The sequence below is a fragment of the Nocardiopsis sp. iso_238 genome (assembly GCF_056173325.1).
Genome location: NZ_CM149668.1, coordinates 3,597,682 through 3,612,589 on the forward strand (window position 1 = coordinate 3,597,682; position 14,908 = coordinate 3,612,589).

Below are 14,908 nucleotides of genomic sequence, written 5' to 3' on the forward strand. Positions count from 1 at the left end.
TCTCAGAGACGCACGGCCTCCACGAACGCCTTCCACTCACGGGCGGACGCGTCGAGGTGACCCAGGTGGCGATTCTGCGTGTCTCGCACCGCAGCACCCTGCTCGGTAGTGCGAGCTTCCACGCACTGGCCACCGTTCGCGTTGCTGTAGGACGACTTGTTCCAGTGATCGGTCATCATGTGATGCTGCCTCGAATCTCTTCCATGCGGGACCGTGACTCGGATACCGGTAGAGCTGCGCTTCCCAGGTCCGCGAATATCCGGTCGTAGCTTGCCACAACCTCTTGCCTCTTCAGCGACACCCCGGTCTCCTGACTTTCGACGTACACGAACGGGGGGCTCCCAAGCTCTTCGATCATCGTAAAGGACCCGCCTAGACCCGGATGTCCCTCGCTCGTGATCGGCACCAGCTGAATCTTGATACGCGGAAGGCAGGACAGTTCGATCAGACGGCTGATCTGGTCCTTCATGACATGGGGGTCACGGAACCGACGTAGGAGCACCACCTCGTCAAGAATCATCGTCATCGCGGGCGGGTGGGTCTGTTCGAGGATTCGCTGGCGATGTTGTCGACCTGCGACGATCTGGTCAACGCTGTCCTGCGGGGTTTCCGGCTTCGCTACCTCATTGATGGCTCTGACGTAGCCCTCCGTCTGAAGCAGCCCGTGGACCAGGCCGTGGGAGTAGTCCCGAATCCGGACTGCCCTCTGTTCAGCCCCGGCCACGCGCCGGAAGTAGGCGGTCATCCCGATACCGGAGAACACTGCGTCCCAGGCGTCAACAAGTTCACCGTGAGCGGTAAGAGCCTCATCAAGGCGAACCACTGGGTCCCTTTTTGTCCCTTTCTTCCCCAGCTCCAGGTCGCTCACTGCGCTCTGCGAGACAATAGCCATCTTGGCTAGCTCCTGCTGGGACATACCCCTCTGACCTCGAAGTTCTCTGAGTATCACCCCGAACCGGCGCCTTGCTGCTGCCTCTTCATCTTCTACGGTTTCCATCTCACCACCGGGTCATCTATTTTCACCACTGGTCATAGAAGCTTCACCATCTTGAGCGGTAAGCATAGACCGCCCGAGGTTCTGATTGGCAGGGTCTGTGGTGAGGCCGCGACCGAAGGGAATGGTGCGGCTCCAGCTCGGCACTTTCGTCCAGGAGATGTGGGTCCTGAGCTGCACGGCCGCCCCATGGGTGTCACGGCCCATGGGGTGGCCGCTGGGAACAACCTGCCCTTCGCCGGGCGGGAGCGACGTCGGCCCGCCCCAGCTGGGAGGCAAGGGCGGGCCGACCCGACACAGAAAAACCCCGGTGACCGAAGTGGAAGAGCGGTCGCCCGGGGTTGAGCCCCCACCCCGACAGCACCGAGGTGAGAACGAATGCAGTGTACCGCCCTCAAACCCCCACGCACTAGGCCGATCGAAGAACGCCGCGCGACCTTCGACGGCACCACCGAAGGCGCCCAGGAGGCTCGCAGGTGGGCCATCGGCGCCCTCGGCAAGCCCGGCTGGGACGTCGAGGACCCCACCGACCTGGCCATCGTGGTCAGCGAACTCGCCACCAACGCCGTTGACCACTCCCACAGCGGCGATGCGGGCGGCAGGTTCACCGTCCGCCTCGCCCTCCACGAAGACCATGTGCGCGTCGTTGTCCGCGACGCCGGCCCCCGCAAGGGCCGTACCCCCACCCGCCGCACACCACAGCCCACGGCGGAGCACGGCCGCGGGCTCGGGATCGTGGACACCCTCTCCCTGAGGTGGGGCGTCGCCACGATCGGTACCGGGGTGTGGGCGGAGGTCGCCCGGTGAGCGTGCTGACCCTGTCGATGGTGCCCCACCACCAGCAGTTCCCCCGCCCGTCGACCCGCGCTGTCCGGGCGCTCACCACCATGGCGAAGACGTTGGTCCGGTCGGGGTACACCCCGCAGGTCGACCACGCCGAGTGGTCCGTGGACGCTCGCCTCTACCGAGACCGGCACTGGGAGCACGGCACCCCCGTGGGGCACGGGCCGGTCGCCGCCGTGTGCCTGCGCCTGCACCAACCCGGCCCCGACTCCCTGTGGTGGACCTACGAGTGGCCGCCCCGAACCCCAGACGAGTGGGCGATGCCGAAGTCCGCGACCAGCACCCGCCGCCTGGCCGTGCTTGGGGACGCCCGGTTCCCCGTGCACACCCAGGACCTCGCGGTCATCGACCACCTGCTGGGCAGGCCCACGTGATCCGAACGGACCGCCGACCCCAGATCACCGACCAGCGCTCCCGGTATGGGGACCTGCGGTGGAGGGCCGCGACCACAGGCCCCGGGTTCATTTTGACCCAGGGCCGGGACCACGCCGGGGTCACCTACGCCCTCACCCAACTCGGGCACACCGACTTCTTCTACTCGCTGGACGAAGTCGCGATGTTCCTGAACCAGCACCCCGCCACCCCCTGAACCGGTGACCCGCCGACGCACCCCACCGTCCACACGGGGTTCCAGCGGGCCACCACCGCCCCCGGGGCCCGCCTTTCCAGCAGGCGGGCCCCGGGGAACCAAGCACCCTCGGAAAGACCCATGACCACCACACACGACCGCCCCACCCGCGACCTGCACCGCTACCAGGTGTACGGGCTGGCCGCCTTCATGCTCGCGCTCCTCGTGACCCTCACCCACAACATCCCGGACGCCAGCACCACACCGGCCTTCACCCTCGCGTGGACAGCCCTCTGGGCCGCCATCGCCGCCGTCATCGTCCTGTCGTCCTGGCTGTTGGCGCGCGCCGCCGGACTCGGGGTCCGCGACGGGTTCGGGATCGCCCCCCGCTGGACGCACACCCACCAACGTCTCCTCCGTATCGAGCATGGGTTGGACGCCGCGATCTTGGGCGCCGTGGCCCTGGCCCTCTACCTGGTAGTACACGGCATCACCGCAGTCACCACCCCCGAGCCCGGCAGCGGCCCCCTCCTCCTCCAGCTGTTCACCACGACCACCACAGCGGTCCTCTCCGAGGTTGTGCTCCTGGGCGTCGTCGCGACGCTGGTCGCACGCTCCCGGATCAGCGATTTCGAGTTCGTGGCCTGGTCCGTCGTGGGCCGTTTCGCGATCACGGACGCCAGTTGGCCCGGTGTCCTGACGGCCACGGTGGGCGGCGCGATCGTCGCCGTGCTGTACCTGCACTGCAACCGGCTGACCCCCCTCATCCTCGGCCACGCCTCGGCTGCCGCTGCCGTCACGGTCGTCAGCGTGTGGCTCGGCTCCCTCGCCTAGAACAGGAGTGTCCAGTGTCCGTGTCCGCGCACGTGCTCGACCAACGCGCCCGCATTCTCACCGCCCCCGGCCGCTACCTGACCATCGCCCACACCCGCACCCTGACCGGCCACGGCGCACCCACGCTGGTACGCCTGACCCAGGAGGGCGAACTCATCGCCCAGCAGCAGGGCCCGAGGCGGTTCACCTACGAGGCCCGGTCCGTCCTGGCCTACTGCCGCCGCCGTAACCCGGGGCCGCTCACCCTGTTCGACGCACTCACCGCCACCGACCACGGCGACCACCTCACCGAAGACGAGCTGGCCCGCGAACTGGGACGGGCCGCATCGGGTACCTGGTGGACACTGGCCCGCCGAGACCAGCAGGTACCCCCGGACTGGCCGTCCTGGGCCCGCTGGTTCGAGGGCGAGCACGGCCAGGCCGAACAGGAGTTGATCGGGCAGAGACCCCGGTGGGTACAGCAGATCCGGGAAGAGCGCGCCCGCGGGCTGATCCACCGCACCCTGTGGGTTCCCAACACGCCGCTCCGAACGGACTTCGGGCAGTACACCCTGGCCCGGTTCACCCACGTGGTCGCCGCCGGAGGGTCGGTCGACACCCTCCCGGTCTGGAAGGTCGAACTGTTGGAGGACCAGCGGCCGCTCCCCGACCTCGAAGTCACACCCCGGGCCGTGTATCTGCGTTCCCACACCGCGATCGGGGCGCGGGACGGCGCGGTGCGGATCACGGACCCGGGGCTGGTGAGGGCGACGGCGGGGTTCGTGGCCTGGGCCGCCCGGCAACGGGCCACACCGCTCTCGGAGTTCGTCCGCTGGCATCACCACGACGCCGCGTGACCAACCACCACGAACCACCGTCCAACCCACTCCCGTTTCACCCAACAGAGAGGAAGACCTGATGGCCGTCATCGCACCCGAACTCATCTACCCGTCCGGGCTGGAAGGGCTCCTGGAGGAAGAGGCCGAGAAATCGACGTCGCAGTTCCACCCCTGGGTGGTACCCGGCCTGCTCCAGACCCGGCGCTACGCGGAAGCCGTCGCGGACCAGTACCCCCACCTGGCCGACGGGCGAGAGGCGATGATCAACCTTCGTATGGCTCGCGGCCAGCAGATGCGCGAACGCACCGACCGTGGCCTGCACCACCGCTTCGTGATCGGTGTAGACGCCCTCGAACACGAGGGCCCGTACATGGAAGAGCAGATCGACTACCTCCGGGTGGTGAACGACCTGTCCCACATCGACATCCGGCGCATCCGCTTCGACGGGCTGGACGGGTGCAACGCGTTCACGCTTCTCGGCGACGACGTCCGTATGGAGAGCGCCCGGTACTACTTCACGCCGCCTGGGGACCCGGCGGTGTGGCGCGACGACTTCGAGAGGTTGTGGGAGGCCTCCGAGCCGGTGGCCTGACCCTCTGAGCTGGTGGACCGCCGTGGGATCAGCGGTTCACCACGTCTGGAGCTCATGACAGCTGGGCTCCAGGCACGGAGGGTTGCTCTCACGACACGGCACAGCGCCGGGTGGCAGATTGCGCAGCGCCGTGAGCAGCCCTCTCACCGAGGCCAGGGTTTCTTCCCCGGGCCTCAGCCACCACTCCCCGGTTTCGCCGTCGGGGAGTGGTGGCCCCTCAAGCTGGTGAGCCGCACGCGCGACCTCCGCAGCCGGGTCGGCGCGGGCAGCTCACCACACCCCGGAGCCGTATACGGAGTGCGGCCCGGGGGCACCCCGGCTCACGGTGCGGGCGCCACACCCTGACAGCACCGTGGGCCCCTGGTGGGGCCGAGCCCGCCTTCTCGGCCCCACCGGACCACCCCCTACTACCCGCGAGGAACAGCGATGACCGCACCCACCGCCCCACCACACCTGGGCGTCGCCTACGCCAACATCGAGAAAGGCGGAACCCACCAGCCCGGGGGTGTCCCCGGCGTCCTGGACGTACTCCTGGCCGACGTCACCAACGCCCCGGCCATGTTCGTGGTCTGCGAGGGGCGCGGGTGGGGCGAGCGCGCCGAGGCCATCACCGGGTGGATGAACGACAGGTGGGGACACGGGCCCCGCTACCGGATGCTGGTGGGCCACCTCGACCGCGCGGACCTTCCCCCGGTGGTGCTGTACGACACCACCCGGCTGGACCTGCTGCGGTGGGACAGCCCCGAAACCACCCGCTCCCGGGACAGCTGGAACCGGGCCCGCTTCGCCACCCCGACCCTGGACGCACCGCTGGCAGTGCTCGCCCAGCACTGGGAGCCCTGGGACCGCGACGCCCGCGTCCGCGCGGCCCGCATCGCCTCCGGACTCCTCGGCAACGAGGGCTACGCGATGGTCGTCGGTGACCTGAACTCGAAGGGTTCCGGCCCCGAGTACCCCGAACCCGATTGGGAGAAGCGCCCCGTCCACTCCCGTCACCACAAGGCGTGGCAGCCGGACGGCCCCGACGGGAAGTGGGTCTCCCACACGGCCGCTGTCGACCACTTCACCGGAACCTGGGACGAGACGCGGGGGCACCGGATCGGTGGCCTGGGGTGGGCCAGCGTCGCCGTCACCGACTGGCACCAGCGCGGTCGCCCCGACGAACTGATGGTGCAGACCACCCACGCCGCCGTCGAACGCGGAGGCGGGACCGTGATCGACGACGCCCTCCTGAGCCCCGCCCTGATCCCGCACCTGGTGCCCGGCAGCTACCGGGTGCACGTGCCCGCCCCGGGCGAGCCTCGGGTGAGCGATCACCGGCTCATCGAGTTCGCGCTGGGAGCCGCCGCATGAACGAGCGCCCCTCGACTCCGCCCCCCGCCCGCTCCTCCCACACCACGGTGTGGGACGCCATCAACCACACGGACGGCCTCCACCTGACCCGGGCCGAGTACCGCGCCGACCTCGCCCAACGGCGTAGGATCGACGTCCCGGAGAAGGACGTGCGGGTGGACAAGCTGACGACGCGGCTACGGCATGACCCCGCCCTGGACGCCTACCGTGCTGGGGACCTGGACAAGGCCCTCGCGATCATCGACCACGAGATCCAATCCGCGAACGCGCCCAACCCGGATCTGCGGCGCCTGATCATCCCGCCCATGGCGATGGGCGACTACGCCCGGTTCGCGTGGATGGCGGTGCGCAGGCAGGCAGAGGCCGGAGCGCAGGTGCGCGTGGCGCCCGACCTGGGCGAACGTATCCCGGAGCTGTACCTGCGGGGCGGGACCGTCTACCGGCTGCCCGCCGACGCGGACCATTTCGCCGCCGGGGCCGTGCGCCTGGACTCCCCCTCCCTCGCACGGTGGCTGCGCGCGGACCTGGACACCCGTTGGGCGGTGGCCGAGGACATCCGCCACATCGACCTCAACAGCCTCTGACTCTCAACGAGATGGCCATGCTCATCCCTCCCTGGAAGTCCGCTCACCCCCACGGTGGCGTGGTCTCCCCTGAGCTGACCCAACGCGAGGTCACAGTCCCTCTGGCGAGCTTCATCCAGCCGTTCCACGCCCACTACTTCTCCCGGACCGTGGGCACCCCGTTCCGCAAACGCCAGTACGCCTTCGCCGGACTCCCCGCCCTGATGCCCCTGGTGCGGGCTTTCCTGGACACCAGCGCCGCCGAACGCTCCACCGACTACCGGTTCCTGTTCACCCTGCTCGGATCGGAGTTGGCCAACAACTCCCTCACCCACTCCCTTTCGGGTGACCCCGGCGGCACCTACAGGCTCACCGTCGACCGGGGCGCGACCGGCATGACGCTCACCTGCCAGGACCAGGGCGCCCGGCTCCCCGTCGAACCGGGTTCTTTCACCGCCGCGACTCCCCAGGAGGTCACGTCGGGGACCGCGAAGAGAAGAGGGCTCGCGCTCATCAACGCCCTCGCGGACCGGTGGGGCGACAACGGCAACCCGAAGTTTCGGCAGGTCTGGTTCCACCTGTCCTACGACCTGACCCACAACCCCTGGAACCACGCCGAATGAACACGCCCATCCATTCCATGACGAGGAACCTGATGAGCCCCAGCGCCCTGCGCTGTATGTCCGTCAACACGTGGCGCGGCGGAGTCCGCAACCCGGATGGGACCCGCGCGGATCGCCTACCCGCTCTATGCGAGGCGATCGCCGCCCAGGACCCGCACCTGGTCGGGGTACAGGAGGCCAACGAGTGGATGGCCGATGACGGCCGACTCCTCCAGGAAGTTCAGGGGAGGCTCGGCCTGACGGCGGTACCGGACTCGTTCGCCCCCGGGCGATCCACGGGCCTGCTCTATGACCCCGACGCCATGGATTTCAAGGAGTGGGAGACGGTCTATGGGGCCGCGTCCGGGCTCACCGGGTTCGGTGGCACCGCGCTCTTCGACTTCGGTCTCCCGTACAGCCTGTCCGTCGTCGTCGCGCACATGACCCACCAGAGCCTGCCGCTGGCCATCCACCAGGCATCGACGATGTCAGATCGGGCCCGTCGCGTTGCTGACCGATCCCAGCCGCCCGGCGCCCCGAGGGCGGAAGCCGCGATGCTCTTCGGGGACATCAACGCTCCCCGCCTGATGCACCCAGCCGCCCCTCCTGAACCCCGCCCCGAGGACCTGCCCGCCGCGAACCTCGCCTACCGGTTCACCGGACCAGCGGGCAAGGAAGAGGTGGACCGGGCGGTCGCTGAGCTCTTCGACCGGTGCAGGTGGACGGACCTCGCCCTGCACCTCGCTGACCGCACGGGCGACCCGCAGGAGCAGGCCCGTCTGCTCGCCCCCACCGGTCACGGAGGTTTCGCCGTGGACCGGGTGTACCTGACGGAGTCGGTCACCCCGGCCGCATGGGGGCTGGAGCACGTCACGATCCCTAGCGATCACGCCGCGTTGTTCTGGCTGGTGGACCCGGCCCTGATCGACCCAGCCCTGACGACCTGCCTACACCGGTAGCGCACCTGGGTAGCGGATCGACTAAGAGCTGTGAGGACGGCCTACCGAACTGCATCTCCAGTGAGCACCCGAGAGCGCACACATCACACGAGAGGGCCGAACCCCTACGACCTCGCCCGCACCCCCTGGGCAACAGTCCATTGCGCACGCCACGCAGCGCTCTGGTGTAGCTGACCAAAGCCCGGATGAGCGGGCACAAGGAGCACTGATGATCACCATCAACGGCGGAACACCCCTTCACGGAACCGTCACCGTAGAGGGATCGAAGAACACGGCCCTGCCGCTGCTCGCTGCCGCGGCCTGCACCCCGGGCCCCGTCACCCTCACTGGTCTGCCCGCCTCCTCGGACGTGGTGGCCATGCTGTCCCTGCTCAAGACCATCGGGTTCGAGCTGAGCCTGGAACAGCGGGGTGTCACCGTCGGCGCACCCACCGGAAGCCCGCCCACCTGGGAAGGCCTGGAGGCCGCAGGAACGATTCGCGCCTCGTATTACCTCGTCCCTGCCCTCCTGGGTGCGCGCGGGCGGGCTCGGCTGCCGTGGCCCGGCGGGTGTTCCATCGGAGACCGAGGAATGGATCTGCACTTCACCGTGTACCGAGCCTTCGGGGACCACGTCACCGTCGACGGGTGGGGGTACACCGTCACCCTGGGCGGAAGCCCATTGAAGCCGGTGAACCTGGAACTACCGTTCCGGTCCCGGGGGGCGACCATCGCAGCCGTGCTGCGCGCTGTTGTCGAGCGGCGCCGCCTGATCATCCACAACCCGAACCTGGCGCCGGAAACTCTAGAGGTCCTGTACGCGGTCTCCTCATGCTGGGTCGAGGTGACCGTCACCGAGGACGAGCTGACCGTGTTCCCCGGCTCACCGAAGCCGCCGGAATCCGCATGGCGGGTGCCCGGCGACAAGGTTGAGGCGTTCACGCTGCTGTGCGCTCTGGCAGTCACCGGCGGGTCGGGCACCATCTCCGGAATCAACCCCGACTATCTCACCGCCGGGTTGTCATTCTTGCGGCAGCTCGGGTTCGACCCGCAACCCGGTGAGTACGAGGTCAGCTTGGACGCGCAGTCCCCCCGGGCAGCTGGCCCCGTGGAAGCGATCGCGGACCTGGCCCCGGGCGGCCTGGACGCGGACTTCGAGCCCGCCCTGCTCGTCACCGCGCTCGGCCGGGACGGCACGCACCGGTTCGGTGACGACATCAACCCGGGCCGCCACAACAACCTGCTCCCCCAGCTGGGCCGGTTCGGTGCCCGCATCAATGCCCTGTCCTCGACCCTGTGCGAGCTGACCGGCCCCCAGGACCTGCACGCGGCAGACGTCGAGGCGACCGACATCCGTACCGGAACAGCCGTGGTGTTGGCGGCCCTGGCCACCAGGGGGGTGTCGACCATCAGCGGCGACGCCCAGATCCAGCGCGGCCACCCCGACATGGTCGGCACGCTGACCGCGCTCGGCGCCCAGATTCAGGAGTCGGCGTGACCCGGCGACTGGTCGGTGTAGTAGGCACGACCGATGTCCACTCCCACCTGGGCGACGCCCCCACCCTGACCACCGTGCTGACGGCCCGACGCCCGGATTTCCTGGTGGTGGACTCCGGCGACTTCTTCGAGGGGACCGGCTACTACCAGGCCGGCGGTGGCCGGTTGGAAACGCGTCTGCTCCAGCTGCTCTACGACGCGGTCGTTCCCGGGAACCACGGCTACCACCACTACCGCACACCCGAACTGGCGCCGTCGGTGGTGTGCGCGAACGTGGTCACCGGGCATGCCCCGGTCTGGGAGCCCGTCCAGGTCCATCAGGTCTCCGGGAGAACGGTCGCGGTCACCGGCATCATCTCGCCTTCAGCGTGGGCGTGCGTGCCCGCCGACGACCGGGTGGGCCACCAAGTCCTCGACCCCGCCGACGCGCTCCGGGAGCTGGTGGCGTCCACGCCAGCAGACGAGTGGGTGGTGCTCTCCCACTCCGGGTTCGAGGAAGATCTCGCGCTCATGGCCGACCTGCCCGAGCTGGCCGGGGTGGTGTTCTCCGGGCACTGCCACAGCACCCACACCGGCCCCACACGCTCCGGGTCATCCCTCGTCGTGAAGGGGCCCGAACTCGGCGCGGGGTACGCGGTGGCGCGGTTGGAGGAGACCGGGTGGCGGTGTCTGACCAGCCGCCTCCTCTACCCCCTGTCCGATCCCAAATCTCGATCCGATGACCTCGCCCAGCTGCTCACCGACATCGAAGCCGTCCGCGCCAACAGCCCTCTCATCTCCTCAACCTCCCCCCGCTACCAGAACGCGGTTCCCGACCGGCGGGCGCTCACCCGCCGCATCGGCCAGGAGGCGCACCGCCGTACCGGCCACCCTGTTCTCCTCAATGAAACCGCGCTCCGGCCCGCCCGGGTGGGGAGCGTGCTCACCGAGTGGGACTTGGCCGAGCTCGAACCCTTCGACAACCACCTTGTCTTGGCTGGCCTGCCCGAACTACTCACCCCCGACGTAGTCGACGATCTCGTCGCGGACGTCGGCCCCGTCGAGATCGCACCACGGCTTCCCACACCCCCGCCGAACCAGGTGGTGACCACTCGGTACCTGGCCACCACCCACCTGCGCGCGCGCACCACCACCCCTACTGGTCTGAGCGTGCGTGACCTACTCATCCACGAGATGACCGCACCCCCAGGAGGTTCCGGATGATCTGCACTGGTCAGGCCATCACCGAAGGCACCGAGGACGGGACGATTCGCGTTGACCCGTTCGTTCCCGACCAGGTCAACCCGAACAGTGTCAACGTGCGTCTCGGGCGCACCCTGCGTGTCTACACCGAGAAGGTGTTGGACTCCTACAAGCCCAACCCGACCCGGGCGTTTCAGATCCCCGAGGAGGGGTTCGTCCTTCAGCGCGACACCCTCTACCTCGGCCACACCATCGAACGGGTCGGGTCCACCCGGCACGTCCCGCTGCTCGAAGGCCGCTCCAGCGTCGGCAGGTTGGGCCTGCACGTCCACATCACCGCCCCGGTCGGAGATCTGGGGTTCTACGGGCAGTGGACTTTGCACCTGACCCCGGTCCAGCCACTGCGCGTGTACGCCGGGATGCAGATCGCCCAGGTCATGTTCGAGGTCGCCACCGGAGATGTGGACCTCTACCGGGGCAAGTACCAGGGTGCGTCGGGGCCGCGACCCTCCGAGATGTGGCGGCACGCCCCCGAGCACCGGCAGGTCGCATCGTGATCCTCACCCGGCAGGCGATCCTCGACGCCATCGAGGTCGGGCGGATCACCATCTCCCCGTTCGACCCGGCCCGCCTCTCCGCGAACGCCTACGACTGGACGCTGCACGGCGAGCTCTGGAAGTGCCCGCCTTCCCTCGACTCCGCACTGCCGACCTCCTACACGCGGGTGCTGTTCGGCCCTGAGGGTGTGGTGCTCGAACCCGGGGTCCTCTACCTGGGCCGCACCCACGAGTTCACCGCGTCAGAGGTCTACGCCCAACGCCTCAACGGGGCACAGGACGTCGGGGCGCTCGGGATCTGGGTGCACATCAGCGCACCGCTGGGCCACCAGGGGCACGCCATCGCGTGGACGCTGGAGATCCATGTGGTCCACCCGGTACGCGTCTACCCCGGGCAGAAGTTCGGCAAGCTCACCTTCCACACCGTCCACGGCACTTCGGTGTCCTACCAGGAGGTGGGACGCAAATACCGCTCCACCACCGGGATCGACACCTCCCGACTGTGGCAGGAGCTGAACCCGTGCGCATCGTGACCGGCATCGACCTGCCCGCGACAGCCCCCGGCGGGTCGGTGGAACTCCTCCACGACCTGTACACCACCCCCGGGGGACCGCTCGCGGACGAGTCCTGGGCGTGGATGCTCGGCCCCCACCAGCTGCCCGGACGCAAGGTCGCCCTGCTGGACGGTGCCGGGAAATGCGTCCAGGGGCCACCGTTCCGTCACTACGTCGCGCACCTGACCGAGCAGCTGCACGCCCAGGCGCCGACCCCCGACGTTCTCCATCTCCACCACCTGGCGTTCGGGGCGAGCCCAGCGATGATCGGCGCGTTCCCCACCACCCCGGCCCTGGCCCTGATCCACGGCACCGACCTGCTGTACGCCCGCGACTGTCTGACCCAGCACACGATCCTCACACGCGTCGCCCACCGCGCCCGGGTGGTGGTCGCCCCCACCCCGACCATGGCCGATCAGCTGTCCAGGATGGTCCCCGACCTGCCCCCGGGCCGCATCACCCACGTGCCGTGGGGAGTCCCGGACTCCCTGCTCGCTGCCCCTCCTCCACGCCCACCACAGCGCCGCCCCGGACCCCTCCGGTTGTTGTTCGCCGGACGGCTCACCCCCGAGAAGGGAGCCGATGAGCTGGTCGCCGCGTGCCAGGAGGTGGGGGCGCAGCTGAGCGTGGCCGCCCCCACACCCCCACCCGCACCCGGAGTTCGGTACCTGGGCTGGTTCGACCGTCCCGCACTGTGGGCAGAGTTCGCCCACCACGACCTCCTCGTCGTCCCCTCCACATGGGAAGCGTTCGGTCTGGTCGCGATCGAATCCCAGGCGTGCGGACTGCCCGTGCTCTACCGTGACGTCCCTGCCCTGAACGACGTCCTGGGCACCAGCGCGATACCGGTCCCGGACCTGAGCAAACGCACGCTGGCCGCCACACTGTCCTGGCTCTCCACCGACCACCGCGCCCTCGACCAGGTCCGCGAGGCCGGGTACCGCAACGCCGCACGCTTCCCGCTGTCCGTGCTCGCGAACGCGCTCCACGACCTCTCAGAAAACCTCCTCCAACACCAGTAGGCTCGCCTGCGAACGACCCTGACCAGGAAGGGGCCCGCCCATGCCCGTGGACGCCGACCGCATCAACACCCTCCTCAACCAGGCCGTGGAAGAGCAGGTGACACCCGGAGCGGTCTGGCTCGTGGGCGGCCCCTCCGGCCCCGAAACCGGCGGGCAAGCCGGGGTCCTGGACCCCACCGACCCCACGGCACCCATGCAGCCGAACACCCTGTTCGACATCGCCTCACTCACGAAGGTCACCGCGGTCTGGTCAGTGATCGGAACCCTGTGGGACGACGGAGTCCTACGCCTGGATGACCCCCTCGCCCGCCTCCTGCCGGACCTGGCCACCGCCCCCTTGGGGCAGGTGAGCGTGCGCCAGCTCCTCACCCACACCGCTGGGGTTCCACCGCGCGCGCAGCTGAAGGCCCTGTACGGAACCGACCCGGCCGAGATCCGTCGCGGGGTGCTGTATGAGCAGTTGCACCACACCCCTGGGGAGGAGGTGCGGTACACCGACCGGGCCGCGCTCATCCTCGGGTTCCTGGCTGAAGAACTCACCGGCCAAAGCCTGGACGTGCTCGCCCGCGATCGGGTGTGGGCTCCTCTGGGGATGGCGGAAACCCAGTTCGGGCCGTTGCCTGCGGGACTGGTGGAACGGGCAGCCCCGACCGAGTTGGATGAGGACACCGGCCAGCACCTGCGCGGCGTCCCGCACGACTTCTCCGCCCGCCTGCTGGGTGGGGTGTGCGGGATCGCCGGGGTGGTCTCCACCGCCCCGGATGTGGGGCGGTTCCTGGCACACATGCTCGCCCCCGGCGACCGGGCGGGGTTCGGGGAGAAGTGGGTGGCGGAATCTCTGCGGGTGCAGACCGGCGAGCTCGAACCTCAGCGGGGCCTGTTCTGGCACCCGGCGCCCGGCACCTCTCCGGAGGAGGATGTGTGGGTGCACTACGGGTTCACGGGGACCGGGGCCTGGATCTGCCCACGGCAGCAGAGGTGGGCCGTCCTGATGACGAACAAGCTCTACTACACCCGTGACCGCGGGCCGATCACCGAGCTTCGCGGAGGGTTCCGACAGGCCCTCTTCTCCGTAACGCGCTGATCGTCCTAGGCCCTGCCGCTTGCGGCCAGTGGGTACGGTGCTGCCATGTTCGTCCGTCGCGCCACCCCGGAGGACGGTGAGTACCTACCCGTCGCCCTGGTGGATGGCCGTCTGCCGCCGATCGTGCAGGTCGAGGAGCGGACGAAGGGCCATCTCGTGGTGCACACCTACGAGTTGTTGCAGGACCGGCCGGGTGCCGCGAAGGTCGCGTACCGGTGGGACGGAGAAGCAATCTAACAAAACCCATAACGAGAGTTGTGCTTCCTAAATTAGGAAGCTACAGTCGTGTTTAGCGGTCCGGGGATTAGCCCCAGGCCCCACCGGAAGGAACCGGCGATCATGACTGTCACCACCGAATACGGCACCTGGTACAACCACGCCCGCACCGAGTTGACCGTGGAAACCGACGTCGCGAACTACCTCAGCGGCGGAGACCCCGAGTGGGTCGAGCAGGTGAATGAAGGCGGATACTTCGACAGGATGGTCGCCGCGTTCCGCGCGCAGATCAACGCCGCGTTGCCCAGCAGCGTCAGCCTGTGCGGCAACGACTTCTACGGCCCGTACTACGCGGCCGACCAGGGCTTCGACGGCTATCCCACTGACGAGTTCGGGCAGCTGGACATCTCTGCGATCATCGCCGGGATCGACCTCGACCCCATCCTGGAGCGGTACGACCCGGACCTGATCAATCAGGACGCCACCCTCAGCGTCGGCGCCTCCGGGTGGCAGTCCCTCACTATCGGTGATGAGACCATCGCCCTCCCCGTCCGGGCCAACGAGGTCGTTCCCGCCGCCCTGCTCCACCAGCTCGCCGTCGAGGCCATGGCCGAGGACGAGTGGGAGCCGACCGGCCCGTGGACACCCACCGTCTCCGGGTTCTGCGCCCCGGTCACCCGCGCCTGACACC

The 14,908-nt window shown here is 68.9% G+C and carries 20 protein-coding genes; 18 read left to right on the forward strand and 2 right to left on the reverse strand.

Annotated features, from left to right (window positions below; translation table 11 throughout):
- Positions 1-2: 2 nt before the first annotated feature.
- Both AC0VYL_RS16105 and AC0VYL_RS16110 read right to left on the reverse strand, forming a co-directional pair.
- Entirely contained in the window at positions 3-179 is a 177-nt protein-coding gene (locus tag AC0VYL_RS16105) for a DUF397 domain-containing protein (RefSeq protein WP_475480637.1), read from the reverse strand.
- The gene (locus AC0VYL_RS16110) at positions 176-997 is read right to left on the reverse strand and encodes a helix-turn-helix domain-containing protein (RefSeq protein ID WP_475480638.1); all 822 of its coding nucleotides are present in this window, start codon (positions 995-997) and stop codon (positions 176-178) included. The genes AC0VYL_RS16105 and AC0VYL_RS16110 overlap by 4 nt, the downstream gene beginning before the upstream one ends.
- Positions 998-1,372: 375 nt before the next feature.
- Here AC0VYL_RS16110 and AC0VYL_RS16115 point away from each other — a divergent pair, with 375 nt between their 5' ends.
- From AC0VYL_RS16115 to AC0VYL_RS16200, 18 genes are all read left to right on the forward strand, one after another.
- Positions 1,373-1,801 carry an ATP-binding protein gene (locus AC0VYL_RS16115; RefSeq protein ID WP_475480639.1) on the forward strand — a complete coding sequence of 143 codons (429 nt, stop codon included), beginning with the start codon at positions 1,373-1,375 and terminating at the stop codon, positions 1,799-1,801.
- Positions 1,798-2,211: a hypothetical protein gene (locus tag AC0VYL_RS16120; RefSeq protein WP_475480640.1), complete on the forward strand. Its 414-nt coding sequence runs from the start codon at positions 1,798-1,800 to the stop codon at positions 2,209-2,211. Before AC0VYL_RS16115 ends, AC0VYL_RS16120 begins: the two co-directional genes overlap by 4 nt.
- The gene (locus AC0VYL_RS16125) at positions 2,208-2,426 is read left to right on the forward strand and encodes a hypothetical protein (RefSeq protein WP_475480641.1); all 219 of its coding nucleotides are present in this window, start codon (positions 2,208-2,210) and stop codon (positions 2,424-2,426) included. Before AC0VYL_RS16120 ends, AC0VYL_RS16125 begins: the two co-directional genes overlap by 4 nt.
- Before the next feature lie 120 nt (positions 2,427-2,546).
- Entirely contained in the window at positions 2,547-3,239 is a 693-nt protein-coding gene (locus tag AC0VYL_RS16130; protein WP_475480642.1) for a hypothetical protein, read from the forward strand.
- Positions 3,240-3,253: 14 nt separating this feature from the next.
- Entirely contained in the window at positions 3,254-4,075 is an 822-nt protein-coding gene (locus AC0VYL_RS16135; protein ID WP_475480643.1) for a hypothetical protein, read from the forward strand.
- A 61-nt stretch (positions 4,076-4,136) separates the two neighbouring features.
- Entirely contained in the window at positions 4,137-4,649 is a 513-nt protein-coding gene (locus AC0VYL_RS16140; RefSeq protein ID WP_475480644.1) for a Scr1 family TA system antitoxin-like transcriptional regulator, read from the forward strand.
- A gap of 426 nt (positions 4,650-5,075) precedes the next feature.
- A complete protein-coding gene (locus AC0VYL_RS16145) occupies positions 5,076-6,002 on the forward strand; it encodes a hypothetical protein (protein WP_475480645.1) in 927 nt (308 codons plus the stop codon).
- A complete protein-coding gene (locus AC0VYL_RS16150; RefSeq protein ID WP_475480646.1) occupies positions 5,999-6,586 on the forward strand; it encodes a DUF6879 family protein in 588 nt (195 codons plus the stop codon). Before AC0VYL_RS16145 ends, AC0VYL_RS16150 begins: the two co-directional genes overlap by 4 nt.
- An 11-nt stretch (positions 6,587-6,597) precedes the next feature.
- Positions 6,598-7,188: an ATP-binding protein gene (locus AC0VYL_RS16155; RefSeq protein ID WP_475480647.1), complete on the forward strand. Its 591-nt coding sequence runs from the start codon at positions 6,598-6,600 to the stop codon at positions 7,186-7,188.
- 17 nt (positions 7,189-7,205) lie between these two features.
- A complete protein-coding gene (locus AC0VYL_RS16160; RefSeq protein WP_475480648.1) occupies positions 7,206-8,126 on the forward strand; it encodes a hypothetical protein in 921 nt (306 codons plus the stop codon).
- Between the two features lie 208 nt (positions 8,127-8,334).
- The gene (locus tag AC0VYL_RS16165; protein ID WP_475480649.1) at positions 8,335-9,603 is read left to right on the forward strand and encodes a hypothetical protein; all 1,269 of its coding nucleotides are present in this window, start codon (positions 8,335-8,337) and stop codon (positions 9,601-9,603) included.
- Positions 9,600-10,805 carry a bifunctional UDP-sugar hydrolase/5'-nucleotidase gene (locus AC0VYL_RS16170; protein WP_475480650.1) on the forward strand — a complete coding sequence of 402 codons (1,206 nt, stop codon included), beginning with the start codon at positions 9,600-9,602 and terminating at the stop codon, positions 10,803-10,805. Before AC0VYL_RS16165 ends, AC0VYL_RS16170 begins: the two co-directional genes overlap by 4 nt.
- A complete protein-coding gene (dcd, locus tag AC0VYL_RS16175; protein ID WP_475480651.1) occupies positions 10,802-11,341 on the forward strand; it encodes a dCTP deaminase in 540 nt (179 codons plus the stop codon). The genes AC0VYL_RS16170 and dcd overlap by 4 nt, the downstream gene beginning before the upstream one ends.
- Entirely contained in the window at positions 11,338-11,874 is a 537-nt protein-coding gene (locus AC0VYL_RS16180) for a dCTP deaminase (protein ID WP_475480652.1), read from the forward strand. Before dcd ends, AC0VYL_RS16180 begins: the two co-directional genes overlap by 4 nt.
- Positions 11,862-12,917: a glycosyltransferase family 4 protein gene (locus AC0VYL_RS16185; RefSeq protein ID WP_475480653.1), complete on the forward strand. Its 1,056-nt coding sequence runs from the start codon at positions 11,862-11,864 to the stop codon at positions 12,915-12,917. The genes AC0VYL_RS16180 and AC0VYL_RS16185 overlap by 13 nt, the downstream gene beginning before the upstream one ends.
- A gap of 40 nt (positions 12,918-12,957) precedes the next feature.
- Complete coding sequence (locus AC0VYL_RS16190; RefSeq protein WP_475480654.1) at positions 12,958-14,001, forward strand: serine hydrolase domain-containing protein; 1,044 nt, start codon at positions 12,958-12,960, stop codon at positions 13,999-14,001.
- Between the two features lie 45 nt (positions 14,002-14,046).
- Positions 14,047-14,238 carry a hypothetical protein gene (locus AC0VYL_RS16195; protein WP_475480655.1) on the forward strand — a complete coding sequence of 64 codons (192 nt, stop codon included), beginning with the start codon at positions 14,047-14,049 and terminating at the stop codon, positions 14,236-14,238.
- Positions 14,239-14,340: 102 nt separating this feature from the next.
- Positions 14,341-14,904 carry a hypothetical protein gene (locus tag AC0VYL_RS16200; protein WP_475480656.1) on the forward strand — a complete coding sequence of 188 codons (564 nt, stop codon included), beginning with the start codon at positions 14,341-14,343 and terminating at the stop codon, positions 14,902-14,904.
- Positions 14,905-14,908 lie beyond the last annotated feature (4 nt).